The sequence below is a fragment of the Campylobacter sp. CNRCH_2013_0898h genome, from assembly GCF_025772965.1.
Lineage (GTDB): Bacteria > Campylobacterota > Campylobacteria > Campylobacterales > Campylobacteraceae > Campylobacter_D > Campylobacter_D lari_D.
In genome coordinates, this window is record NZ_JAKMTD010000004.1 from 136,151 (window position 1) to 160,649 (window position 24,499).

At 29.4% G+C, this 24,499-nt stretch carries 23 protein-coding genes and 1 tRNA gene; 13 read left to right on the plus strand and 11 right to left on the minus strand.

The window, feature by feature from the left end:
- Positions 1–8: 8 nt before the first annotated feature.
- The 5 genes from L8X50_RS03645 to L8X50_RS03665 form a co-directional block, all read right to left on the minus strand.
- Complete coding sequence (locus L8X50_RS03645; protein WP_263660422.1) at positions 9–1,247, minus strand: restriction endonuclease subunit S; 1,239 nt, start codon at positions 1,245–1,247, stop codon at positions 9–11.
- Positions 1,244–3,154, minus strand: coding sequence for a type I restriction-modification system subunit M (locus L8X50_RS03650; RefSeq protein WP_263660424.1), 1,911 nt, complete (start codon positions 3,152–3,154; stop codon positions 1,244–1,246). The genes L8X50_RS03645 and L8X50_RS03650 overlap by 4 nt, the downstream gene beginning before the upstream one ends.
- A gap of 114 nt (positions 3,155–3,268) precedes the next feature.
- Positions 3,269–3,344, minus strand: a tRNA-Val gene (locus L8X50_RS03655).
- Positions 3,345–3,390: 46 nt separating this feature from the next.
- Positions 3,391–4,581 carry a replication-associated recombination protein A gene (locus tag L8X50_RS03660; protein ID WP_039627283.1) on the minus strand — a complete coding sequence of 397 codons (1,191 nt, stop codon included), beginning with the start codon at positions 4,579–4,581 and terminating at the stop codon, positions 3,391–3,393.
- Entirely contained in the window at positions 4,578–5,753 is a 1,176-nt protein-coding gene (locus tag L8X50_RS03665) for a YdgA family protein (protein WP_263660425.1), read from the minus strand. Before L8X50_RS03665 ends, L8X50_RS03660 begins: the two co-directional genes overlap by 4 nt.
- A gap of 131 nt (positions 5,754–5,884) precedes the next feature.
- Here L8X50_RS03665 and glmM point away from each other — a divergent pair, with 131 nt between their 5' ends.
- From glmM to hemJ, 3 genes are read left to right on the plus strand one after another with little or no spacing between them, the layout of a single operon-like run.
- A complete protein-coding gene (gene glmM / locus L8X50_RS03670) occupies positions 5,885–7,222 on the plus strand; it encodes a phosphoglucosamine mutase (protein ID WP_039629248.1) in 1,338 nt (445 codons plus the stop codon).
- Positions 7,215–7,670 (plus strand): signal peptidase II, encoded by a 456-nt coding sequence (gene lspA / locus L8X50_RS03675; protein WP_263659237.1) that lies wholly within the window; start codon positions 7,215–7,217, stop codon positions 7,668–7,670. The genes glmM and lspA overlap by 8 nt, the downstream gene beginning before the upstream one ends.
- Positions 7,664–8,113 (plus strand): protoporphyrinogen oxidase HemJ, encoded by a 450-nt coding sequence (gene hemJ, locus L8X50_RS03680; protein WP_039629243.1) that lies wholly within the window; start codon positions 7,664–7,666, stop codon positions 8,111–8,113. The genes lspA and hemJ overlap by 7 nt, the downstream gene beginning before the upstream one ends.
- 21 nt (positions 8,114–8,134) lie before the next feature.
- Here the strand turns inward: hemJ and L8X50_RS03685 are convergent, their stop codons facing one another.
- A complete protein-coding gene (locus L8X50_RS03685; RefSeq protein WP_263660426.1) occupies positions 8,135–9,472 on the minus strand; it encodes a coproporphyrinogen III oxidase family protein in 1,338 nt (445 codons plus the stop codon).
- 75 nt (positions 9,473–9,547) lie between these two features.
- Here L8X50_RS03685 and L8X50_RS03690 point away from each other — a divergent pair, with 75 nt between their 5' ends.
- Positions 9,548–9,739, plus strand: a complete 192-nt coding sequence (locus tag L8X50_RS03690; protein WP_263659238.1) for a mini-MOMP protein — start codon at positions 9,548–9,550, stop codon at positions 9,737–9,739.
- Positions 9,740–9,757: 18 nt separating this feature from the next.
- Here the strand turns inward: L8X50_RS03690 and L8X50_RS03695 are convergent, their stop codons facing one another.
- The 5 genes from L8X50_RS03695 to ccoG form a co-directional block, all read right to left on the minus strand.
- Complete coding sequence (locus L8X50_RS03695; protein WP_263660427.1) at positions 9,758–11,200, minus strand: efflux transporter outer membrane subunit; 1,443 nt, start codon at positions 11,198–11,200, stop codon at positions 9,758–9,760.
- Positions 11,193–14,315 (minus strand): efflux RND transporter permease subunit, encoded by a 3,123-nt coding sequence (locus tag L8X50_RS03700; protein WP_263660428.1) that lies wholly within the window; start codon positions 14,313–14,315, stop codon positions 11,193–11,195. The genes L8X50_RS03695 and L8X50_RS03700 overlap by 8 nt, the downstream gene beginning before the upstream one ends.
- A complete protein-coding gene (locus tag L8X50_RS03705) occupies positions 14,315–15,412 on the minus strand; it encodes an efflux RND transporter periplasmic adaptor subunit (RefSeq protein WP_263660429.1) in 1,098 nt (365 codons plus the stop codon). The genes L8X50_RS03700 and L8X50_RS03705 overlap by 1 nt, the downstream gene beginning before the upstream one ends.
- Positions 15,413–15,495: 83 nt before the next feature.
- Positions 15,496–16,119 carry a TetR/AcrR family transcriptional regulator gene (locus tag L8X50_RS03710; RefSeq protein WP_133319065.1) on the minus strand — a complete coding sequence of 208 codons (624 nt, stop codon included), beginning with the start codon at positions 16,117–16,119 and terminating at the stop codon, positions 15,496–15,498.
- A gap of 1 nt (position 16,120) precedes the next feature.
- A complete protein-coding gene (gene ccoG, locus L8X50_RS03715) occupies positions 16,121–17,494 on the minus strand; it encodes a cytochrome c oxidase accessory protein CcoG (RefSeq protein ID WP_263660430.1) in 1,374 nt (457 codons plus the stop codon).
- 185 nt (positions 17,495–17,679) lie between these two features.
- On the opposite strand from ccoG, the gene rpsU reads away from it, so the two are divergent.
- The 9 genes from rpsU to L8X50_RS03760 all read left to right on the plus strand — a co-directional run.
- Positions 17,680–17,892: a 30S ribosomal protein S21 gene (gene rpsU, locus L8X50_RS03720; RefSeq protein ID WP_002780697.1), complete on the plus strand. Its 213-nt coding sequence runs from the start codon at positions 17,680–17,682 to the stop codon at positions 17,890–17,892.
- 42 nt (positions 17,893–17,934) lie between these two features.
- Positions 17,935–18,540, plus strand: coding sequence for a LysE family transporter (locus L8X50_RS03725; protein ID WP_133319063.1), 606 nt, complete (start codon positions 17,935–17,937; stop codon positions 18,538–18,540).
- A gap of 76 nt (positions 18,541–18,616) precedes the next feature.
- Positions 18,617–19,237 carry a UPF0323 family lipoprotein gene (locus L8X50_RS03730; RefSeq protein ID WP_133319062.1) on the plus strand — a complete coding sequence of 207 codons (621 nt, stop codon included), beginning with the start codon at positions 18,617–18,619 and terminating at the stop codon, positions 19,235–19,237.
- An 11-nt stretch (positions 19,238–19,248) separates the two neighbouring features.
- Positions 19,249–20,421: a glutathionylspermidine synthase family protein gene (locus tag L8X50_RS03735; protein ID WP_258107722.1), complete on the plus strand. Its 1,173-nt coding sequence runs from the start codon at positions 19,249–19,251 to the stop codon at positions 20,419–20,421.
- A gap of 3 nt (positions 20,422–20,424) precedes the next feature.
- On the plus strand, positions 20,425–21,357 hold the full coding sequence (locus tag L8X50_RS03740; RefSeq protein WP_263659243.1) for a D-2-hydroxyacid dehydrogenase: 933 nt from the start codon (positions 20,425–20,427) through the stop codon (positions 21,355–21,357).
- A complete protein-coding gene (locus L8X50_RS03745; protein WP_133319059.1) occupies positions 21,347–21,838 on the plus strand; it encodes a YajQ family cyclic di-GMP-binding protein in 492 nt (163 codons plus the stop codon). The genes L8X50_RS03740 and L8X50_RS03745 overlap by 11 nt, the downstream gene beginning before the upstream one ends.
- A complete protein-coding gene (locus L8X50_RS03750; protein ID WP_220566936.1) occupies positions 21,835–22,314 on the plus strand; it encodes a hypothetical protein in 480 nt (159 codons plus the stop codon). The genes L8X50_RS03745 and L8X50_RS03750 overlap by 4 nt, the downstream gene beginning before the upstream one ends.
- Positions 22,315–22,322: 8 nt before the next feature.
- A complete protein-coding gene (locus tag L8X50_RS03755; protein WP_263659245.1) occupies positions 22,323–24,035 on the plus strand; it encodes an ATP-binding protein in 1,713 nt (570 codons plus the stop codon).
- A 60-nt stretch (positions 24,036–24,095) separates the two neighbouring features.
- The coding region (locus tag L8X50_RS03760; RefSeq protein WP_263660431.1) for a PepSY-like domain-containing protein at positions 24,096–24,499 on the plus strand (404 nt) is incomplete at its 3' end.

Below are 24,499 nucleotides of genomic sequence, written 5' to 3' on the forward strand. Positions count from 1 at the left end.
CTATCCTTTTATAAATCAATCCTACCACAAACGGCTTGGTTTATGAGTGTGGTTTTGTATTCTTTTATGAGTTTTATTTGTTTTTCGGTTTTTTCTATCAATAAATCTATTTTTTCGCATTTTTTATCTAAGAAATTTGCGATTTGTTCTTGCTCTTTTAATGGTGGAAGTGGAATTTTAAGATTTCCTATAAATTCCCAACTTGCTCGTGGCATTTTTGTTCCATAGGTTGAACTATCTACAATATCTATAAATAAAAATGAAAGCATTAAAAATTTTATAAATTTATTATTTTCTGATTTTATCTTTAAAACTAAAAATTCACTAACGCAAATTCCATCCTTATTGGCTAAAAATACTTTTGCAAGATATGGGCGTAATTTTCCAAATAAGATATCTCCCTTTTCAAATCCTATTCCATCTTCTTCAAACACCATTTCACTTGTTGGAATATATTTGCCGGTTTTACTTTCTATATTTTCAAGCCCAACTTTAAAATCAATATTATTGTTTTTCTGATTTCTCAAATAAGTGATATATTTAAGTTTCCTTATTTCCCAATGCTGTGGAATTTCGCCAAGATATTCTATGCCACTATCTTTGAAATTTACATTTTTATCAAGTCCTTTTGTGATGGTTTCGTTTATCAAGGCTTGCTTTTGTTCTTTTAAAAGGCTAATGAGTTTTTCTTTTTTCTCTATGAAATTTTTAATTTGCTCGCATTTTTCATCTAAGAAATTTGCGATTTGCTCTTGCTCTTTTAGTGGTGGGATAGGTAAAGACATTTTTTTAAAATCTAAATAATCTATACTTTCTCTAATTTCCATAATACCATAAGCATATATTTTTAAAAATTTTTGTACATTTTTAATTTGAAATAAATAAGAATAATAACTCATTAAATATTTTGGACTATTTATATAAAAAACCAAATAAATAGGACTAACTAAACCATTATATGCAGAAACTCCTAAAGAACCAATTACGGCATTCATTTTGTTTAATACTAAATCATTAATTCTTGCAATTTTATAGCTTTGCAAATCTTCTTTTGATTTATTACCTATATTGCCTTTTTCTTCATAAGGAACTACACCGATATCTTTAATTAAAGAAAGAATAGTGTGTAATTTCAAATTTGTATTTTGTTCATTTCTTTGATTAAAAACTGCTTTTAATGGTTTAATTTCCCAATGCTCTGGAATTTCCCCAAGCCATTCTATACCACTATCTTTGAAATTTTTCATTGCATTATCTCTTTTAAAAGATCTTGCACTTCTTTTTCTAGCTTTTCTAATTCGCTGTTTATTTCTTCTAGTTTTCTTGGTGGAGTATAGGTATAAAAGTATTTGTTAAAAAGTATTTCATAACCCACACTGGCACTATCCCAAGCTATCCAAGAATTTTTCACATAGGGTTTTACTTCTGTGTCGTAGTAGCTTTGTATGTTTGTTTTGAGTGGGATTTTTTCGGTGTTGTTGGTTTTGTCACTATCGATGATGAGGTTTTCTTCGCTTTTTTTGAGTTTTACATCTAAAAAGCTTATGAATTCGTTTCTATCTTCAAAATCTTGTGGGTTTTGTTCTAACTCCTGTAATTTTTCTAAGATTTTGTCTTTGTCTTTGAATTTTGCAAATTTTTCATCATCTTTTAAAACTTCTATACTTTTTGGTTTTTCTATGGTGATTTTAATATAGCCAAAGTCTTCATTGTCATAAATTTTGCAGTCTTTGTTAGGAATATTTTCTAAAAATAACTTAGTGATTTTTTCTATATGTTCTTTTGTCATTTCATTTTGTTTAGAGCCTAAAGACTTTTTCATCTTAGAAAAATATTCTTCGCTTGTAGCGTTTATAAGCTGGACTTTGCCTTTTTTATGTTCTGGCTTTTTGTTGGTGATGATCCATATGAAGGTAGGAATTCCTGTATTGTAAAACATATTTGTAGGTAGAGCGACTATAGCTTCAAGATAGTCTTTTTCTATGATGTGTTTTCTTATGGCTACCATGCCACTATCTGAGTTAAAAAGTGATGAGCCATTATGCACGCTTGCGATGCGAGAGCCTAAAGGGGTATCTGTTTTCATCTTGCTAAGCATATTGAGCAAAAACATCATTTGTCCATCGCTTTTGCTTGTGATACCTACGCTAAATCTTGGGTCATTGCAAGTTGAATTTGAGCCTTTCTTTTCTACACCTAGAATTTTTTGATCATTTTCCCAAGACTTGCCATAAGGTGGATTGCTAAGCATGAAATCAAATTTTTTATCTTGTTGATCATTGCTTAAAGTGGAGCCAAATTTTATATGATCTGGATCTTCGCCTTTTATTAGCATATCTGCTTTGCATATGGCGTAGGTTTCGGGGTTGATTTCTTGTCCGTAAAGATAGATGTTTGCTTTTGACTGTATAAGGCCATCAGGATCTGTGATGAATTCTTTTGACTCTGTGAGCATTCCACCGCTTCCACAAGCATTATCATAAATAAGCCATGTTCCTTTTTTGATCTGTTCTTTTACGGGTAAAAATACAAGATGAGTCATAAGCTCTATGATCTCTCTTGGAGTAAAATGCTCTCCGGCTTCTTCGTTGTTTTCTTCGTTGAATTTACGAATGAGTTCTTCAAAAACATACCCCATGCCAAGGTTACTTAAGCCTTTGTGGATAACATTTCCTTTTTCATCTAAGATATCTTCTATGCCAAAATTTACCCTAGGTGAGCAAAATCTCTCTATCACTCCAAAAAGTATGTTTGATTCTTCTAGGGTGTCAAGTTGGTTTTTGAATTTGAATTTTGAGATGATATCTTTGATATTTTCACTAAAACAATCCAAATAATTTTCAAAATTTATTCTGATATTTTTTGGATCATTTAGAAGGGTTTGTAGGCTAAATTTAGAATAATTAGAAAAGCCTAGGTTATTTCCTTGTTTTCCACCTAGTATAAAATCTAAATTTTCAAATTTATCTTTATAAGTGTCGTAAGTTTCGAGAACTTTATCTTTTGTAGGTTCTAAAACCGCATCTACTCTTCTTATAATCGTCATAGGTAAAATAATATCGCGGTATTTGCCCTTTACATAAACATCACGAAGTAAATCATCTGCCACACTCCATATAAAGTTGATAATGGGTTGGAATTGACTTTGATTCATGATGATTTCCTTTTGTTTTTATTTATAATATATTATATAAAATCATCAATAAAAATCTTATAAACAGTTTTAAAATCTAAGCTATAAATATGAAAAATCGAAAGAAATAAAAAATGGTGGCTCCGATTGGACTTGAACCAACGACCACCACCATGTCAAGGTGGTGCTCTACCAACTGAGCTACGGAACCTTAAAAATGAAAATTATATAAAAATATTTTTACATTGTGCTTAAAATCACTTTTTAACTCTTTTCATATCATTTAGCCATAAGTCTAGCTGTGCTTCAAAACCTATGCCTTTGCTATGATAAAATTTCAAATCTTTTTCTAGATATCTTTGTTTAACCCAACCCCCAAAATCATGCGGGTAAAGGTAGTTTTTTCTTTGTGGGTTGTTATTATCAAGATAAGGGAGTATTTTTAATGCAGGGTTGTTTTGTACATAATTTAGTGCTTCATTTATAGCAAGATAGCTTGAGTTTGACTTAGGCGAACTTGCTAAAAACACCACACATTGTGCTAAGATGATCCTAGCTTCAGGATAGCCTATGTTTTTTACTGCTATGAGTGTGCTTGTGGCTAGGTTAAGTGCTTGTGGGTTTGCATTTGAGATATCTTCACTTGCAAATATCACTAATCTTCTAGCGATAAAATCCGCACTTTCGCCCCCATCGATCAACCTCGCAAGATAATACAAACTCGCATCTACATCACTTCCTCTTAAGCTTTTTATCATAGAACTAGCTAGTTTATAGTGTGTGTCTTTGCTTGAAGTGCCATCGCTTAAAACATTTGCTCTTAATTTTTTCAAAGTTTCAAGTGTGATATGAGTGCTATCTAAAGCCAAAGCAAACTCACATAAATTTAAAAAGCTTCTTGCATCATTTGCACTAGAAGTGATTAAAAAGTCTTTGGCATCATCATCGATTTTGCATTGGAGTTTTTCTTGTACCTTTGTGGCAAGTTTTTCTAAGTCTTTATACTCTAAACCTTTAAATTCAAAAAGCATACTTCTGCTTCTTATGCCTGAAGTTAAAGTAAAATAAGGGTTTTCAGTGCTTGCACCTATGAAAAGGCATTTTTGATTTTCCAAAGGGATTAAAAGCATTTCTTGTTGGGTTTTTGAAAGCCTATGTACCTCATCAATAAATATCAAAGGTTTATATAAAGAATTTTCATAATTACTTAGTATTTTTCTAAGCTCTTCAAGTTTAAAATTCCCTCCATCAAATTCATAAAAATCAAGTTTATACTCATACGCTATTGCTCTTGCAAAAGAAGTCTTCCCGCAACCTGCTGGGCCAAAAAATACACTATGAGGGAGTTTTGAAACTTGTATGAATTTTTTAAAAATTTCTACTAAATTTTCTTGTCCTAAAACCTCATCTAAAGTTTTAGGACGAAAAGTTAAGCTTAAATTTGTCATTGTGGATTTATGGTAAGTCTTTCACCATTAATGATAGTTGTAACATCACTTTTGTTAGAATCATCATAGATAAAATCAAGCATATAAGAGCCATTATTATCTACAAAATAAGTATCAAAATTTGCAAAATCAGGCCAAATTTGACTTGGAAGAATTTCAGTGTTTGCGTGAAATTGTGATTTTATATTATTTTCAGTGAAAATAGTTTGTCCATTTGCGTCAAATTTTTTACCTTCTTTTTCAAAGCTTAGGTTATTTAAGATGATTTGTGGGTTTGCTTTTAAAAACTGACTTGCTAAAAGCATCATAGAAAAAATATCAGTGTTTGAATTTTGCATTAAGCTATCATAAGCTTTTTTAGAAAGATTATTAAAATTCATATCTAAGTTAATGTTATTTAGCATAAAGTTTTCATTTGCAAGGTTAAATTTAGCTAAATCTAGTTTTAAAACACTATCATAATCATTTTGAGCATTTTGAGCTGTTTTTGCAAAAATTTTTAATTTATCAAAGTCAAAAGCAATAGAACTTATAAAATTAGCACTATCAATGCTTATGTTTTGCTCACTATTTCTACTAGGGCTAAAAATATCACTAAAACTTAATTTTTGTATAGGAAATTCAGAAATTTTGATATTTTTTGCTTCTAATTTTTCTTCATGAGATAGTTGTTCTAATAAAACATAACCTAGATTAAGTTCCATATTTTTTACAAATTCCTCAGAACCTGTAATCTTAAAAGATGTATTATTTAAAACTAAATTTGTATCATTGCGGGTAAAATTAATATCATTTATTTTTGCATCGATGTTAATGTCTCCACCTTTTGCACTAACTAAAATTTTAAAGATTTCTTCATTTGGGAAAATGCCTTTTAAGTCTTCATTTTCATTCAAAATAGAAACGATGGCATTATTACTTGCAAAAAAATTATTGGAAAAATCCACATTCACTTTAAAACTATAAGGTAAATCATTAAGTGTAGCTATAAAACTTCCTTTGGAATTTAAAAGTCCTTTAGTGTAATTAGTATCTTCAACATTATAATATGCTGTATCTTGACTCATTTGTGCAAAGATTTTTTCATTGATTGAGTTAATATAAGAAGCTGAGGTAAAAAACCCTATAACTAGTAAAATTACTACTACAACCCCTGCGATGATTTTTTTCATTCATTTTCCTTAAGTGAAATTTTAAAAATTATATATTTTTATTACTAACTAATGCTTATAAAATTCTCACATTTATACATTACTTAACTTTTTTACTTATAATTGCACTATTTAAAATCAAAGGTAAAAAAATGAAACTTTTTGGAACAGATGGAGTACGCGGTAAAGCGGGGGAGTTTTTGGATTCATTTTTAGCAATGCGTTTGGCTATGGCTGCTGGAATTTATTTTAAAGACAAAGCCCTTACAAACAATATCTTAGTAGGAAAAGATACAAGAAGAAGTGGTTATATGATAGAAAATGCTATCGTTTCAGGACTTACTTCTATAGGTTATAATGTTATAGAAATAGGCCCTATGCCAACACCTGCTATTGCGTTTTTAACTGAAGATATGCGTTGTGATGCAGGGATTATGATATCAGCTTCACACAATCCTTACTATGATAATGGCATTAAATTTTTTGATGCACACGGAAATAAACTTGATGAGCAAGCAGAAGCAAAAATAGAAGAAATTTATTTTAATGATAAACTCATAGAAGAAGCAAGAACAACAAAATCACAAATTGGTCAAGCAAAAAGAATTGATGATGTGATAGGAAGATATATTGTTTCTATAAAAAATTCTTTTCCTAAAGAGCTGACTTTAAAGTCTTTACGCGTTGTGTTAGATGTGGCTCATGGAGCTTCTTATAAGGTAGCACCTACGGTTTTTAAAGAACTTGGTGCAGATGTGATTGTGATCAATGATAAGCCAAATGGTTTAAATATCAATGAAAATTGCGGGGCTTTACATCCTTTAAATTTAGCTTTAGAGGTAAAGAAATTTAGAGCAGATGTGGGTTTTGCTTTTGATGGGGATGCGGATCGTTTGGTTGTTGTGGATGAAAAAGGCGAAGTAGCTCATGGAGATAGTCTTTTGGGTGTTTTAGCTTTATTTTTGAAAAAACAAGGCAAGTTAAAATCAAGTGTAGTTAGCACTATAATGAGCAATGGTGCTTTAAAAGAGTTTTTAACTAAACATAAAATCACACATGAAACTTGCAATGTAGGCGATAAATATGTACTTGAAAAACTCAAAGAATGCGGTGGAAATTTTGGTGGTGAGCAGAGTGGGCATATTATCTTTAGTGACTATGCAAAAACTGGAGATGGTTTGGTAGCTGCTTTACAATTTAGTGCTTTAATGCTAAGTGAAGCAAAAAGTGCAAGTGAAATTTTAAATCAAGTTAAACCTTACCCACAGCTTTTGCATAATCTTAAAATTTCAGAGAAAAAAGACTTAAGCAAGCTTGCAGGCTTAGAAGAGTTGAAAAAAGATTTAGAAAAAAAAGGAATTGCTAGTTTGTTTAGGTATTCAGGTACGGAAAATTTAATACGCTTATTACTTGAAGCAAAAGATATTAAGCTTTTAGAAAAAGAAATGAAAGCTGTTGAAAGCTTTTTTATGAAAGCATTGAATGCTTAAAATTTTATCTTTAAAATTTTGGCTTGTTTTTGCTTTAGTTTTTATACTAGATCAAGTAAGTAAGTATTTGTTTTTGCAAGGGCTTGAGTATAAGGGTGAATTTTTTGATTTAGTTTTAACCTATAATACCGGTGTAGCCTTTTCAATGTTTGCATTTTTAGGAGAGTATTTAAAATACATACAACTTGTTTTTATTTTGGCTTTGTTTGCGTATTTGCTTTATCAAAAAGAATTTTTTAAAACACATTTGATCGCTTTTGCTATTATGCTATCTGCTGGGTGTTCAAATTTACTTGATCGCTTTGTGCATATAGGTGTGGTGGATTTTGTATTTTGGCATAAGTGGTTTGAATTTGCTGTGTTTAATTTAGCTGATGTGATGATAAACATTAGTGTAGCTTTGATTTTAATAAAAGAAATTTTTAATAAAAAAGGAGAAAAATGTTAGATTTTTTAACTGACTGGTATTTGTGGATTAAAATGGTGCATTATTTAGCTTTTGTTTCTTGGATGGCTGGATTGTTTTATTTACCAAGACTTTTTGTCTATCATACAGAGCATAAAGATAATAAAGGCTTTGTAGAAGTGGTAAAAATTCAAGAAAGAAAATTGTATTTTTATATCCAAACTCCTGCGATGATAGTAACTTTAATAAGTGGAAGTTTGATGTTGCATGTAAATAAAGTTTTGATGGTTGGATCAGGATTTATGCATGCTAAATTAACCTGTGCTTTGCTTTTGATTATTTATCATTTGCAAAATTATTATTATTTAAAACAACTTCAAAATGATACTTGCAAAAAGAGTGGGAAATTTTTTAGAGCTTATAATGAAATTCCAACGATATTATTTATAATTATTGCTATTATGATGGTGGTAAGACCATTTTAGTAAAAAGCCTTTAAAGGCTTTTTATCCTTTAAACTCCATACTTTTAAAATCAAGTGGATCAACATTTTCTTGCATGATATTAATGTGTTCTTTATCTTGTAAGCGTTTATTATCTCTAAATACAGCACGCACTAAATCCATACCGGTGTAAAAATCTTTCATTAATACCATAAACAAATAACGCCCAAATTCACTTGTGTATAAAGTATTATTTTCTTTTTTTATAGCCTTGCTTAGCTTAAGACCTAAAAGTTCTATGAAAAGATCTTTTTCTAAATTGCAATCTAAAGTTTTGTTAAATTTATCAATCTCGATTTTACCTGCAAACATTTCAGTTAAAAAGACATATTTGATGATTTCTTTTTTACCAAAATTAGCTTTAGCAATATTTGCATTTTGCTTTTCTTTGATGAGTTTAGAATAATCATTTAAATTAAAAGCATTGATTAAAAGCTCTCTATCTAAAAAGCTAAAAGCCCCACTTCCCACGCCTAAATACTCATGGTGGCTACTTACATACTCATCATTAAAGCTACTTTTTTCTAAAGAAAATGACCATGCATTATTTCTTTCATAATCTTTGAAAAAATCTATAATGATTTTATAAAACTCAAATTCATTATCTTTAAAACTTACTCCTAGAGTTTTTGCGATATTATCTTTTGTGAGGTTTGATTTCATTAAAGGATAAGTTGTGATTTGTTGAGGTTTTAAATTTTTGGCTATTTCTAAATCATTGAGTAATTGCTCTTTAGTTTGAGAAGGAAAGTTAAAAATCAAATCAAGACTCATAATAGGAAGCACGCCTATAGCTTTAGAAAGCTTTTCTTGAAGCTCTTTACTTGAACCAAATTTATGATATCTTGCTACTTTTTTTAAAGTATCATCATCAAAACTTTGTATACCACAACTTAAACGATCTATAAGCCCTTTAAACATTTCTAGCTTTTTAGGTTCGATATGATTAGGATCGCTCTCACAAGAAATTTCTTTAATATTAAATAATTTTTTGCAAAGTTCTAAAGTTTTAGCAAGTTCTTCTTCGTTGATCAAAGTAGTGCCGCCACCCACATACATAGAAGTAAAATCAAATCCTTTGTCTTTGATTTGTTTGATTTCTTCTCTTAAGCTTTCAAAATATCTTTTTGCTAAATCTTCACTATAATAATACTTATGAAAACTACAATATGGACAAAAAGTATGGCAAAATGGTATATGAGCATAGAGCATATAAGATTTTTTTGGATTAACTTTTTTTTCTTGTCCTTCTTTTAAAAGTTTCACATCAAAACCATTCTCTAAAGATTTTTGCATGGCTTTATGTGAGTAAGAAAGAGCTAAGTTTTGTAAAAAATTCATATTTTTCCTAAAAATTTCATTTTGTAGTTATTTAAAAAGACTATAATTGTATCATATTTTTACAAAGGCTTTATAATGAAAAATATTTTTATAGCATTTTTTGTATTTTTATTAGGGCTTATAAGCGTGTCAAATTCTGCACCTTTAGATGAAATTTTTCAAGATGTTAATGTTTCAGGTAATATGCGTTATCGTTTTGAGCATAATAGCCCAAAAGATAGAGGAAATAATAATTTTAATCAAAGAATTCAAATTCAAATGCATTAATAACTAAGCCTTAAAGGCTCAGTTGTTATAAAAGTTTTCTTTTAAGTTTTCTTCCATAGCTTTGATATTTTCTTTTGATTCTTCTTTAGCGTTAAATCCACCACCAAAGGCTTTCATAACATCTACAATGGAATTTGCAAGCTCATAAGATGAGTTAGTATAAGAAAGTTTAGCATTTAGGTAATTTCTTTGATCTTGTAAAAAATCAGCTAAATTAATCACGCCATTTTCATATCTTAAGGTAGAAATTTCATAAATTTTACTTTGAGCTAGAAATAAATTTTTATAATTTTGCTCATTTTCATAATAGCTTTGGCGGTTAAATAAAGCAAGTCTTATTTCCCCAAAGGCTGTTTTTAAGGTGTTTTCATATTGTAAAAACGCTTCATCTTTGGTAAGTTTTGCGATATTAACATTATTCATAATCTCACCCCAATGAAAAATCGGCATTGCAAAATTTCCAGCCACATTCCAAGTATTGCTTCCATGTTTGACTAAAAGATCTAAATCATTACTTTGAAAGCCCAAAAGTCCTGTTAAAGAAAGGTTTGGTAAAAATGCAGTTCTGGCTACTCCAACAAGATAGTTTTTTTCTTCTAAAATTTTTAAACTAGCTTGTACATCAGGTCTTTGAAGCAAAATTTCACTACCAATGCCCTCAGGTATGCTAAGCTCGTATTGTCCTATTTTTTTATACTCTATGCTATTATAAAGTATATCATCAATATCATTTGAAGTTAAGATTTTTAAAGCTTTGATATTAGCTTCTTTTTGAATTTTAGCATTTGTGAGTAAAACTCTTGAATTTTCAAGTTCAGCTTTAAATTTGTTAAGCTCATACTCACTAATTACTCCAAGTTTAAAATGCTCTAATTTTAACTCATAAGTTTTTTGGTAACTTTGGGTTGTTTCTTCTAAAATTTTTACTTGCTCACTTAAGCTTGCTAGATTAAAATAAGTTTTTACTACATTAGAAATTAAGCTTAATCTTGCACTTTCATAGTCAAACTCACTAGCTTGTAATTTTGCTTTTGAAGCATTATAAGTATCTCTGTATTTACCCCATAAATCTACTTCATAACTTAAATTTAAACCCATATTAAAATCATTGCCATAGACAAATTCATTACTTTTGTTGCTTGGAGCATTGATGCTAGTTTTTGCTCTTGCTCCGCTAGCACTTCCGTCTAGTTTAGGAAGTAGATCGCTTCTTGCTATACCTAAAGCTTCATAAGCTTTTTGTAAATTCATATATGCAATTTGCAAGTCGTTATTGTTTTTTAAAGCTTGATCGACTAAGGTGTTTAAATAATTATCATCAAAAGCTTTCCACCATTGTTTGTTAATGCTAATGTTTTGATCTAAGCTTTTAGTGTAATTTACATCTTTAATTTCTAAATTTGGTTTTAAACTGCAAGCTGTTATTAAAAAACAACTTGCAAAAATTATTAACTTACGCATTGATTTTACCTCTTTTTTTATCAAGCCATTTATTAAAACTTTCTAGTAAATAGAAAAATAAAGGTACAAAGAAAATGGCTATAGTAGAAGCTGCTATCATACCACCTATAATACCTGTACCTATCGCATGGCGGCTTGCGCTTCCTGCTCCATATGCAAAGAAAAGCGGTAAAATACCACAAATAAATGCCAATGAAGTCATTACAATAGGTCTAAATCTCAATTTTGCTGCACTAATAGAAGCTTCAAAAATACTCTTTCCTTTTTTAAGATGCTCTTCCATAGCAAATTCAACAATCAAAATGGCATTTTTAGCAGAAAGGCCTATTAAAAGTAAAAGTCCTGTTTGAAAATATATATCATTTTCTAATCCTCTAAGCCATACAAAAAGCAAAGAACCAAATACTGCAAAAGGCACAGCCGTAATTACTGCTAAAGGCATGAGCCATCTTTCATATTGTGCTGCTAGAATTAAAAATACAAATAATAGTCCTAGCATAAATGCTATTTGTCCAGCACCGCTACTTGTAACTTCTTGATAAGCTGAACCTGACCAAGCAATAGAATAATCCTCTCCTAAAGTTTCTTTTGCCACTTGTGCAATTGCATCAATGGCTTGTCCTGAAGTATAGCCAGGAGCAGGATCACCTTGCACTAAAGCCGATGGAAACATATTAAAGCGTTTTACATCATCAGGACCAACACTTCTTTGTAATGTTAAAACGCTATCTAGAGCTATCATAGAACCATCTTTTGATCTAACAAAGATGTTTTTTAAAGCATTTTGAGTATTTCTAAAATCTCCAATTGCGCTTATATTTACACGATAATTTTTTCCAAGCATAGAAAAATCATTTACATAATAAGTTCCTATGGTGGCATTTAGAGTGCTAAATACATCAGCTAAATTTAAACCATAAAGTTTTACTTTATCGCGATCAATTTCTAGTTTTAATTGCGGAAAATTAGTATCAAGCGTTGTTCTTACATTGTGAAGTTCGGGACGCTTGTTTGCTGCTTCAACTAATTTATTTACATCAATTTGAATTTGATCATAACTTTTTCCGCTACGATTTTGTGCATACATCTCAAAACCACCAGTTAAGCTTAAACCTTGGATTGGTGGTGGATTAACAAAGAAAGTTTGAAAATTTGGATTTAAGAAGTATTGTTTGTTATAAGATCCAACTAAATCAAAACTACTAATATCTCTATCATCCCAATTTTTCAAATTAACAAACATTGCTCCAGAATTTTCTTTTAAAGAACCTGTAAAAAGATCATAGCCTATAAGTCCTACCACATTAGTTACATTCTCATTTTTGCGGATTTCTTCTGCCATAGCATCCATTGATTGAGTAGTTCTATTAAGCGAAGATGCTGCGGGTAGATTGACAATAGTTAAAAAGTTTCCTTGATCTTCATTTGGAACAAGTGAATTTGGAACAAGTTTGAAAAGTCCATATAAACCACCCAAAAAGATTACAAAAATTAACATAAAACGCACTGTTCTTTTAAGTATATAAGCCACACCAGCGCCAAAAACTTCGGTAGACCAATCAAAAATATCATTAAATTTTTTCACAAAGTAAAAAGGTTCACCTTCATTTCTTCTTAAAAAAATTGCACATAAAGAAGGAGTTAGTGTTAAAGCTACAAAGCCTGATATAGTAACAGATATTGCTAAGGTTATGGCAAATTGTTTTTGGATTTCTCCTACAAAACCTGATATAAATGAAACGGGTATGAAAACCGCACAAAGTACAAGAACTATAGAAACAACAGGTGCAGCAACTTCATCCATAGCTTTAATAGCTGCTTCTTTTATACTTATATTTGGATCTTCATGCATAATTCTATCGATATTTTCAACTACTATAATTGCATCATCAACAACAATACCAATAGCCAATACTAAGGCAAAAAGCGTAAGTAGATTGATACTAAAACCTAAGACATATAATCCTGCAAAAGTTCCCAAAATAGAAACAGGAACAGCAATCATTGGTATAATAGTTGAGCGGAAATTTTTTAAGAACAAATACATTACAATTACAACTAAAATTAATGCTTCAAAGAAAGTTTTTACCACTTCTTTAATGGAAGCTTTAATAAATATAGTTGTATCATAAGGCACTTTATAAGTTAATCCTTCAGGGAAATTTTTAGAAAGTTCTTCAAATTTTTTCTGCACTAATTCTGCTGTATTTACAGCATTTGCTCCGGTTTGTAAGAAAATCAAAATAGGAGTAGCGTCATTTCCGTTTAATCTACCTTTAAAAGTATATTCTCTTGATCCTAAAGAAACTTCGGCTACATCTTTAAGTCTTAAAAAAGAGCCATCACTATTTGCTCTTATGATAATATCTTCAAATTCTTTAGTATTTTTTAATCTTCCTTGCATAGTTACTGAATACACATAAGGAGATCTTTCCACCACAGGTTCTTGACCTATCTTACCAGTAGCATATTGAGCATTTTGCTCGCTAACTGCAGCAATAACATCAGTTGCAGTAACTTGATATTTGTTTAACAAATCAGGATTAAGCCAAATTCTCATAGAATAATTTCTTGCACCAATAGCTACGGCATTACCCACACCAGGAACCCTAGCAAGATCATCTAAAATATTTAATGCAGCATAATTATACACTTCGAGTGAATCCATAGAGCCATCAGGAGAATATAAAGTAGCAACTTCTAATATACTTGAACCGGTTTTTCTTACACTAACGCCAGTTTTTTTAACATCTTCAGGTAGTTTTGCCATAGCAGCTGAAATTCTATTATTAACATCAACTGTTGCTTGGTCAGGATCTGTACCTATATTAAAATATACACTTAAGCTCATATCTCCTGAAGAGCTTGAAGTTGAATCCATATAAATCATATTTTCAACCCCATTGATTGCATCTTCAAGAGGAATAGCCACCGTTTGAGCCACCGTTTGAGCATCAGCTCCTGAGTAAGTTGCACTTACCTTAACAACGGGTGGAGTTAAGGAAGGATATTGCTCCACGGGTAAAGAATAAAGTCCTATAATACCTGCTAAAGAAATGATAATAGCTACAACAGAAGCAAATACAGGTCTTTCTATAAAGAATTTAGAAAACATTATTTATTCTCCATTACGCTAACACTTGCACCAGGACGGATTTTTTTGAAGTTATTTAAAATCACTTTATCCCCATTTTTTAAGCCCTTATCAATAATTGCTTTATCAGAAGTTTGATAAATAACATTAACAATAGTTTTAACTACTTTTCCATCTACAAGGGTATAAACATAAGTAGCACTATCATCTTGCAAAAGCGCAACTTGAGGAATTTCAAAACCATCTTTTTGAACAAAACCACCAACATGAACATTTGCAAAAGAGCCAGGCATTAAGTTTGAATTGTTGTTATCAAAAATAGCCTTTGCTTTTACTCCACCACTATGAGTATCTATAACGCTATCTACGAAATATAATTTTCCATTGAAAAGTTCTCCACCAACATTAGCTTGTACTTGGATATTTTCTAATTTCCAATTGCCGCTTTGAATATTTTTATTCATATTGATTTTATCTACATCAGAAATATAAAAATCTGCAAAAATTGGGTTAATGTTTGTAATGCGTACAAGTTCAGTAGATGAAGCATTTACATAATCACCCACATCTATTAATGCATCACCTAAAATTCCATCAAAAGGAGCACTTACTATGGTGTATTTTAAGTCTAATCTTGCATTAGCAAGTTTTGCTCTAGCGCTTTCTAGATTAGCTTTTGTGGAGTTAAATTTAGCTAAACTTGCATCAAATTCTTTTTGTGAAATAGCATTTTTTTCTATTAAAATACTATCTCTTTTAAAATTTTTTTCAGCATCATCAAAATTAGCTCTTGCCACCAAAGCTTCTCCATAAGCCATATTTACACTTGCTTGGTATTTGTCAGGTTCTATAAGAAAAAGCTTATCGCCTTTTCTTACAGCTTGACCACTTTTGAAGTATTTTGCTTTGATTTCACCGCTTACTTTAGGTTTGACTACTACATCTAATTCAGTGCTTAATCTCGCAGGATAAGTAAACTCTAAAGGTAAATTAGCACTTTGCATAGTCATAATACTAACAGGTTGAGGAGGGAGTTGTTTAACTTGTGCATTCTTATCATCTGAACATGCTATAAAGATAAGAGAAGCGCAAGCTAGAGTTAAAAGTTTTGTTTTCATTTGTTTCCTTAAGTTATTTATTTAGCTAAATAAAAAGTAATTTATATTACAAAATTAATAAATATTATTTTATCAATCTTTAGTTAATTAAAATTAACAAGTCCTTGAGTAAAAAGCTTTACGATTTTTTTTGCATGGCTTTGTTGTTCTTTTTTATTCATTGAAACTTTATTTTCAAAAGTGCTTTGTATAAAAAATGTCCCTCTAAGCATAGCACAAAAAGTATAACTTAAAAATTCAGCATTTTGAGCTAAAATTTCATTTTCTTCTTCAAATCTTTTTCGAAGAACATATTCTACTTCTTTTCTATTGCTTCCTTTAAACCATTTTCCAAAATCAAATTTTTCATTATAAATTTCAGAATACAAAAGTCTTACTATAGCTATAGTTTTGGTGTCGTTAAAAATCCCTAAATAAGCTTTTGCAAATTGATATAAGAATTCTTCTAAATTAGCATCAGGTGAAAGTCGCATATTCTTTTTCAAAATAGCTAAAAAATGATTTTCTGCAAAATCATTTAAAACTGCTTCAAATAAACCTTCTTTACTTTTAAAATGCTCATATACGCAAGAAAAAGATCCACCAGCTTGTTTGATAATATCTTTAAGATTAGTTGCTTCGTAGCCATTTTTTAAAAATGACTCCGCAGCGATTTGTTTGATTTTTTCAAGCCTTGCTTGAGATTTTGAAGAAATTCTTTTTTTCATTTTAGTATTTTTTATGCTCTATGATAGAATTTTTAGGATATACAAAATTACTCTCGCGTAATATGACAATATTTTTATCATCAAGTGCATAGGCTTTGATGGTTAATGGTATTACAGTGTCTTTTCTATCATTATCGGCTAATTTTTTAGTAGCTTTTAAAACAACTATATGTTTATCTTTTTCGCCAGCTTTTAGTTTAAAAGATTTTTTAGGTCTAATGATTTCTAAGCCATCTTCAATGCCTTGTAATTTTACATCAAAATAATACTCATGAGTTTTATTATCGGTGTTTTGAAATAAAAATACATAAGCATTACTAATAATTAATTCTCCATCATGGGTTTTTCTGATTTGATAAAGCTCACTAGAACGGTTGATATTTAAAAGCATATTTTCTTTTTTACTTCCCATAAAAACTAAAGCCACAAAAACACCACACAAAACAACTAAATATCCAATAGTTCTAAATCTAAAATATTTTACTTTTTCCCTTGTTTCAATAGCTTTTGCACTAGTCCAATTAATTAAGCTAGGACGATTAAATTTGGCTTGAACTTTTGAACAAGCATCGGCACATTCAAGACAATTAATACACTCAAGTTGCATTCCTTGGCGTATATCTATATGTGTAGGACAAATTTTTACACAGGCTTCACATCCTATACATTCACCTTGTGGTGGCTTTTGATAAAGTTTGGTATGTCCATCATAAATCATACCTCCTCTTTTATCATCATATATTACTTGAACGGTGTTATTATCAAACATTACAGATTGAATTCTTGCATAAGGACATACATAAACACAAAATTTTTCACCCAAATATACTATATCAAAAGTAAAAGCCAAAGAAGCGCAAAATAAAATCCCTAAAAGTAATAAATGATCAGCAGGATTTTGAATGTATGTAAAAAAATCTTCAGGTGGTACAAAATACCATAAAAATGCACTCATCATTAACAATGAAAAAAGATAAAAAATCACAATACTTAAAGCTTTTTTGACGAAAAATCCACTGACTTGCTTTTGTTTATTTGCTGTGCTTTTATGAATTTTAAAGATTTTTGTTTGTAAAAGATCTCTATAAATAACTCTAGCAATAGTTTGAGGACAGCTCCAAGCACACCAAATTCTTCCTGCTAAAGTAGTAACAAAAAGTATAGTTAAAAACATACCCATGATAACAAAAGGCATTAAATACAGCTCTTGAGTATCAAAAGCGATAAAAAATAAATTAAGTTTTTTATGATCAAAGCTTAATAAAAAGAAATGATTTCCATTTATTTTTATAAAAGGTAGTGCTATAAAAATGATCATAGAAATGATATAAGCTATATATCTTTTTTTAGTATAGTTTGTGATGTGAGCATTCATTTTATTTTCCTTAGAAATATTTCTTTATATTGTAGTATTAGAAAAATTAAATCAAACTTTGTCTTAATTAATAATTTATATTTAATTTTTATTTATATAATTATTACAAAAATAAGTTTTCTTTTCAAGAAAATTATGATATAATCTTTATTTTAAAATTTATTTAAAGAAAGGTGGTGAGGGTCGTGCCAGGAATCAAGGTACATCCTAATGAGTCTTTTGATGAAGCGTATAGAAAATTCAAAAAGCAAGTAGATAGAAATCTAGTTGTTACTGAAGTTCGCGCTAGAAGATTTTTTGAGCCTATGACTGAAATTCGCAAAAAACAAAAAATTTCAGCACGCAAAAAAATGCTTAAAAGACTTTATATGCTTAGACGCTACGAGTCAAGACTCTAATACCAAAAAGCCGAGAAATCGGCTTTCTTCGTTAAAATATTTATGTTTTTTTGGATTATAATTATTCATTTTTTCGGACTTATTTTACCAGGACCTGATTTTTTCTTAGTAAGTTCATATGCATTAAGAGAAGGGGTTAAAAGTGCTTTAAAGGCAAGCTTGGGAGTAAGTTTAGCTGTTAGTATATGGATTATACTTTCTATACTCGGATTAAATGTCGTTTTTCATAAATTCCCATTTTTACAAATTATACTATCAAGTTTTGGAGCATTTTATCTTTTGTATTTATCTTTTAAGATTTACAAGAATACAAAAAATGACAAAATTAAAGTTCAAAAAACTTATATATCTGCATTTTTAAGTGGAATGATTACAAATTTATCTAATCCTAAAGCAATTTTTTATTTCGCCAGTGTTTTTGCAAGTTTTGATTTTACACAAATGCGATGGATGTTGATAGTCTTGATATTTGTTTTGATTTTAGAAACTATAATTTATTTTTCTTTGATTTCTTTATTATTTTCTAAACCATTTATGGTAAGAATTTATCAAAAGAATTTAAAACTTATTGATTATCTAAGTGCTTTTATATTTTTTGTTTTTGCTGTGTTTATTTTAAGTAGTAATTTAATGACTATGATAAACTAAAACAATTAATTTTTATTAATACTTTTTTTGTTAAAATCTTATTAAGTTAAATTTATAAATTTTTATAGGAAAGATTATGAAACACATTAAAACTATACTCAAACTTAGTATGATAAGTGGTATTGCTGCAATTAGTGCAGGTGCTTTAAGTGCATGTAGTAATAATACAAATGATTCTAGCAATAACGCTTTAAGTCAAGCGGCAAATACTCAAGGGGCCTTTGTTATTATTGAAGAAACCGCTCCAAATCAATACAAAATCAAAGATCAATTTCCAAGTGATGAAACTAGGGTAGTCTTAAAACAACTTGATGGAACTGAAAGGGTTTTAAGCAAAGAAGAAATGGATAAATTAATCCAAGAAGAAGCTGCTAAAATAGACAATGGTACTTCAAATTTAACAAATCCAAACAATGCTCAAATGAGTAGCGGGGGGCTTTCTTTAGGCGAGACATTGCTTGCGAGTGCGGCTGGAGCTATTTTGGGAAGTTGGATAGGTTCAAAGCTTTTTAACAATCAAAATTTTGCAAATCAACAAAGAGGAGCATTTTCAAATCAAAGTGCTTATCAAAGAAGTGTAAATAGCTTTAATAAAGCAAGTACAAGTGCTACTTCAGGATCAAATGCAAAAAAATCAGGCTTTTTTGGTGGTGGCTCTAAAGCTACTTCAAGCTCTACAAATTCTTTTGGCTCTTAAAAGGTGAAAAAATGAATTTTTTAAAAGTAAATCCTTTAGAAAAATCTTATTTAGAGCAAATAGGTTTTTCATGGCATACGGATAATGATGGAAGTGATTATTTAGATTCTAATTTAGTTTGTGTAAGGGAAGATGAAGCAAATGCATACTATGAAGCAGTTAATGAGCTTTATGATATGTTTGTAGCTGCTGCACAAGAAGTGATTGATAATGATCGTTTTGACGAGCTTGGAATTCCTTTTAATTTGGTTGATGCGATTAAGATGAGTTGGGAAAATGATGTGCATTGGCATTTATATGGTAGGTTTGACTTAGCAGGTGGGCTTGATGGTAAGCCTATAAAACTAATAGAATTTAATGCTGATACTCCAACATCTTTATTTGAAAGTGCTATTTTGCAATGGGCTATTTTAAAGCAAAACAACCTAGATGAAAGCTCGCAATTTAATAATATATATGAAGCTTTAAGAGATAATTTTAAGAGACTTATAACCTTAGAAGAAGATGTAAGTGAATTTGAAAAATATTATGAAGGTTGGAAAATATTGTTTTCTTCAATTGCAGGTAGTGATGAGGATATGATTACAACAAAACTTTTAGCACACATTGCTAGTGAAGCTGGTTTTGAGAGTGAATTTTCTTATATTGATGAGGTAGAATTTTCACCCGAAGGAATTTTTAAAAATGATGTAAATTTTGAGTATTTTTTCAAACTCATTCCTTGGGAAAGTATAGCTATAGAAGAGGGTGAACTTGCTATGCTCTTAACTCAAATTATGCAAAATCAAAAAGCAATTATTTTAAATCCTGCTTATACTTTACTTTTTCAAAGCAAGGGTATAATGAAAATTTTATGGGAGCTTTATCCAAATCATCCTTTATTGCTTGAAACAAGTGATGAACCTTTAGTGGGTAAAAAATGTGTTAAAAAGCCTGTTTTTGGTAGAGAAGGAGCAAATGTTTCTATTATAGAGGCTAATGGAGATATAAGTTTTGAAACAAGTGGAGATTATCAAAACAATCGTTTTGTGTATCAAGAATTTGCTGAGTTTAATCAAAATGAAAATGATTATTATCAAGCAGGAGTTTTCTTTGCTTATGAGGGTTGTGGTTTAGGTTTTAGAAAAGGTGGTTTGGTGCTTGATAATTATTCTAAATTTGTAGGGCACATTGTTAAAGGATAAAAAATGAAAATAGTATGTTTAGACGCTGCTACTTTAGGTGGAGCTGATTTAACAGCTTTTGAAAGTATTGGGGAATTTATAAGTTATGAACTTACATCTAAAGATGAGGTTATCTCAAGAATATCTGATGCACAAGTTGTGATGATAAATAAAGTCATCATTGATCAAGAAGTTATAGATAACACTAATTTAAAGCTCATTTTGCAGCTTGGCACAGGGGTAAATAATATAGATGTAGCTTATGCAAATTCTAAAGGTATAATAGTAAAAAATGCAGCTGGGTATTCTACCAAAAGTGTTTTAAGTCATACATTTGCTTTGCTTTTTGCTTTTTTAAATCAAATCCCATATTATGATGGATGGACCAAACAAGGGCTTTGGGTAAAAAGCCCAATATTCACTGATTTTAGTAGAACTTTACATACTCTAACAGGAAAAAAACATGGTATTATAGGGCTTGGAGTTATAGGTAAAGAGGTAGCTAAGGCTTCGCAAATATTTGGAGCAAATGTTTGTTATTATTCTACCTCAGGGGTTAATAATGATGATACATATGAGAAAGTAAGCCTTGAAGAGCTTTTAAAAACTTCTGATGTGATAAGTATCCATGCACCTTTAAATGAAAAAACAAAAAATTTATTAAGCAAGAAAGAATTAATGCTTTTAAAAGATGAGGCCATTTTAATTAATGTAGGTCGTGGTGGGATTATTAATGAAGTAGATTTAGCTCAAATTATGGATGAAAAAAATATTAGAGTAGGGCTTGATGTACTTGAAGTAGAACCTATGGTTGAAAATCATCCTTTGCTTAATATAAAAAATAAAGAAAATTTAATTATCACTCCACATGTTGCATGGGCTAGTGAAGAATCCATACAAAATTTAGTCCAAATCGTATTTAATAATCTTAAGGAGTTTATAGAAAATGGCAAATGAACATAGTTTTGACATTAGTGGGGAAATTGACAAACAAGAGCTAAAAAATGCTTTAGAGCAAGCTAAAAAAGAGCTTGATAGCAGATATGATTTAAAAGGCATTAAAAGTGAAATAGAGCTAAATGAAAAAGAAAGTATTTATAAGCTTACTTGTTCAAGTGAAGCAAAAATTGAAGTGCTAAAAGATATTGTTATTTCAAAACTTATCAAAAGAGGGATTAACCCTAATGGTATTAAAGAGTTAAACAGGGAGAGTGGAGCAAATTTTAGATTGAATTTAAAAGTTAATGATGCCATTGATGCTGATAGTGCTAAGAAGATTAATAAAGCTATAAAAGATAGTAAGCTAAAGGTAACTTCAAGTATTAGAGGCAATGAAATTCGCGTAGTTGGTAAGCAAATTGATGATTTACAAAGCGTGATGAAAATAGTAAAAGAGTTAAATTTAGAACTTAATCTTAGTTTTAAAAACCTTAAATGATAAAGTCACTTCAAATAATTTTTTTGTGTTTTGTGTGTGTTTTTTTAAGCTCTTGTGCTTTAAAAAGTAAAACACAATCACAAAGTGCTTATATTGTTTTAAAAACCCCTCAATTTAGATTTGCTGATTATGGCTTTTTATATGAGGGAAAAAATTTTACAAGTTTAGAACTTTATAGTGCCTCTAAGGCTTTACTTGAGTTAAAAATCATGGATAAAATTTGCATTAATGGTGTATGTTATGCAAAAACTTTTTTTAATAAAAGATTTTTTAATAATGAATATTATGATGATTTTTTGCAAGATTTAATTTACAAAAAACCTATTTTTTATGGGAAAAATAAGCAAATCACTTCTTGTGGTTTTACTCAAAATATTATAAGCAAAAATTATGATATTTTTTATGAGGTTTGTGATAAAAATATGAGTTTTAGTGACAAAAAATCTAAAATTAAATTTAGCATAAAATCAATATAAAGGAAAATATGAAAGATTTAAAACTTTTTCTTAATGATACTTTTAAAAGCAATATTTATAAAAACTTACAATGCAGTGAAGATGAAATTTTAATTTTAAAGCATTTGTGTAAAAATTATTTACAAGCAAATGTAAGCATTAATGCCTATAATCTTCTTAGTGAAGTTTTTAAAAATGATGAATATGAGTATTTAGATCATTTAAAAGATCTTAAAAATCTTATAGAAAAAGGTTTTATTATTCAAATTTTTTCTGATTTTAAATCGAGTAAAAACTCAAGTTTATTTTTAAATTTGTTACAATGCGAGTTAAGTTTAAGTGAGGTTTTTTTACAAATTTTAGAAAATAAAACTATACAAGATTTTATGCAAGATCAAATTTATGAAGATCATATTGCATATTTAAAAGATGAATTTTTTAAAATCGAGCTATATCAAAGATTGCGTTTTTTTGCTAAAAGCTCTCAAAGTAAGAATATTAAAAAAGATATAGCTATATTTGAAGCATATATTAAAGAGCGTTTAAAAAAGAGTAAAATTTCTAATGTTTTGGCAGATATTTTTAAAGAGTATGCTTTAAACGATAAAGAATGTTTGATATTTATTAGTTTATTAAAAGAAGAGTATTTGCTAAATACTGAAAATTCTTATAGTAGAGATTTTAATTTTTTACTTCATTTAATTAGCGAAGATGATGTTCAAAAACAAGAAAACAAAGTCTTACTAGAAGAAGATTCTAAGCTACTTAGTTCAAATCTTTTAGAATATGATGAATTTGTTAATTCTTTGGGTGATATAACTAAGATTTTTTATTTAAGTGATGATATTTTACAAAGAATTATTAATTTTAAAGAACCAAAGAAGAATAAAAAAATTAAACTTCAAAATTTAGTTAAAGAACAAGATATTTTTGAGCTAATTGAGCCAAATATTAATATAGATGATGTTATTATGCCCCAAAGCACTAAAGATCTATTGGAAAGTATATTAAAACAACAAGATAAAAAGGTTTTGGAAAGATTAAATAAATGGGGTATAAAAACAAATAAAAACATAGAAGCTAAGATAATTTTCTATGGTCCTGCTGGCACGGGTAAGACTATGAGTGCGCTAAGTATGGCAAAAGCTATGAAAAAATCTATTTTGAGTTTTGATTGTTCTAAAATTTTAAGCAAATATGTGGGCGAGAGTGAGCAAAATGTAAGAAAAATTTTTGATACTTATAAAGAGCTTTGTCAAACAAGCAAACAAAGTCCTATTTTGCTTTTAAATGAAGCTGATCAATTTTTAAGTACTAGGGTAGAAAGTAGTGGCGGTGCTGATAAAATGCACAATCAAATGCAAAATATTTTTCTAGAACAAATTGAGCGTTTTAGCGGAGTTATCATAGCTACGACTAATTTTTTAGAAAGTTTAGATGTGGCTTTTTCAAGAAGATTTGAGTATAAAATAGAATTTAAAAAGCCAAATTACGAACAACGCTTGATGATATGGCAAAAAGCTATACCTAAAAATGCTAAATTTGATGATAATTTTGATTTAAAAAACCTTGCTTTGTATGATCTAAGTGGAGCTCAAATTGCTATGGTAGTTAAAAATACAGCTTTGAAAGCAGCTATTTCTAAGGACGGTGTTTTTAAAATGAGTGATTTTTTACATACAATAGAAAAAGAAATAGAATCTTCATTTGATAAAAATAAAATAGTTGGTTTTAAAAATTAAATTCACATAAATTTCACAAGCAGTTAATATCATTTTTTACTTTTATTTAAAGGAGAAAAAATGAAAATAAAATTAATGTTAGCTAGTTTAGTTTGTGCAAGTTCTATGTTTGCAGATATGGTTGTAAGTCCAAATGCTCTACCTCAAAAAGCTCAAGAGTTTTTAAACACTCATTTTAAAGGTGTAAATATAGGTTATGTAAAACAAGATGTAGATTCTTATGAAGTAAATTTAGTTGATGGGACTGAAATTGACTTTATCATCAATGGAGACTGGAAAGAAGTTGATGGTAAATACAAAGGCATTCCAACAGGATTTATCCCAAAAGAAATTATTGCAAAAGTACAAGCAGTACAACCAAATGCAGCTATTGTAGAAGTAGATAAAAAAATAAATGGCTATAAATTTAGAACAAACAATATGATGGAAATTTATACAGATTTTAAAGGTAATATTTTAGGCCA

Excerpts from the sequence above, each read along its gene's own strand:
- L8X50_RS03645 (WP_263660422.1), bottom strand. The coding sequence starts at position 1,247 with ATGAAAAATTTCAAAGATAGTGGTATAGAATGGCTTGGGGAAATTCCA.
- L8X50_RS03650 (WP_263660424.1), bottom strand. The coding sequence starts at position 3,154 with ATGAATCAAAGTCAATTCCAACCCATTATCAACTTTATATGGAGTGTG.
- L8X50_RS03660 (WP_039627283.1), bottom strand. The coding sequence starts at position 4,581 with ATGACAAATTTAAGCTTAACTTTTCGTCCTAAAACTTTAGATGAGGTT.
- L8X50_RS03665 (WP_263660425.1), bottom strand. The coding sequence starts at position 5,753 with ATGAAAAAAATCATCGCAGGGGTTGTAGTAGTAATTTTACTAGTTATA.
- glmM (WP_039629248.1), top strand. The coding sequence starts at position 5,885 with ATGAAACTTTTTGGAACAGATGGAGTACGCGGTAAAGCGGGGGAGTTT.
- lspA (WP_263659237.1), top strand. The coding sequence starts at position 7,215 with ATGCTTAAAATTTTATCTTTAAAATTTTGGCTTGTTTTTGCTTTAGTT.
- hemJ (WP_039629243.1), top strand. The coding sequence starts at position 7,664 with ATGTTAGATTTTTTAACTGACTGGTATTTGTGGATTAAAATGGTGCAT.
- L8X50_RS03685 (WP_263660426.1), bottom strand. The coding sequence starts at position 9,472 with ATGAATTTTTTACAAAACTTAGCTCTTTCTTACTCACATAAAGCCATG.
- L8X50_RS03690 (WP_263659238.1), top strand. The coding sequence starts at position 9,548 with ATGAAAAATATTTTTATAGCATTTTTTGTATTTTTATTAGGGCTTATA.
- L8X50_RS03695 (WP_263660427.1), bottom strand. The coding sequence starts at position 11,200 with ATGCGTAAGTTAATAATTTTTGCAAGTTGTTTTTTAATAACAGCTTGC.
- L8X50_RS03700 (WP_263660428.1), bottom strand. The coding sequence starts at position 14,315 with ATGTTTTCTAAATTCTTTATAGAAAGACCTGTATTTGCTTCTGTTGTA.
- L8X50_RS03705 (WP_263660429.1), bottom strand. The coding sequence starts at position 15,412 with ATGAAAACAAAACTTTTAACTCTAGCTTGCGCTTCTCTTATCTTTATA.
- L8X50_RS03710 (WP_133319065.1), bottom strand. The coding sequence starts at position 16,119 with ATGAAAAAAAGAATTTCTTCAAAATCTCAAGCAAGGCTTGAAAAAATC.
- ccoG (WP_263660430.1), bottom strand. The coding sequence starts at position 17,494 with ATGAATGCTCACATCACAAACTATACTAAAAAAAGATATATAGCTTAT.
- L8X50_RS03725 (WP_133319063.1), top strand. The coding sequence starts at position 17,935 with ATGTTTTTTTGGATTATAATTATTCATTTTTTCGGACTTATTTTACCA.
- L8X50_RS03730 (WP_133319062.1), top strand. The coding sequence starts at position 18,617 with ATGAAACACATTAAAACTATACTCAAACTTAGTATGATAAGTGGTATT.
- L8X50_RS03735 (WP_258107722.1), top strand. The coding sequence starts at position 19,249 with ATGAATTTTTTAAAAGTAAATCCTTTAGAAAAATCTTATTTAGAGCAA.
- L8X50_RS03740 (WP_263659243.1), top strand. The coding sequence starts at position 20,425 with ATGAAAATAGTATGTTTAGACGCTGCTACTTTAGGTGGAGCTGATTTA.
- L8X50_RS03745 (WP_133319059.1), top strand. The coding sequence starts at position 21,347 with ATGGCAAATGAACATAGTTTTGACATTAGTGGGGAAATTGACAAACAA.
- L8X50_RS03750 (WP_220566936.1), top strand. The coding sequence starts at position 21,835 with ATGATAAAGTCACTTCAAATAATTTTTTTGTGTTTTGTGTGTGTTTTT.
- L8X50_RS03755 (WP_263659245.1), top strand. The coding sequence starts at position 22,323 with ATGAAAGATTTAAAACTTTTTCTTAATGATACTTTTAAAAGCAATATT.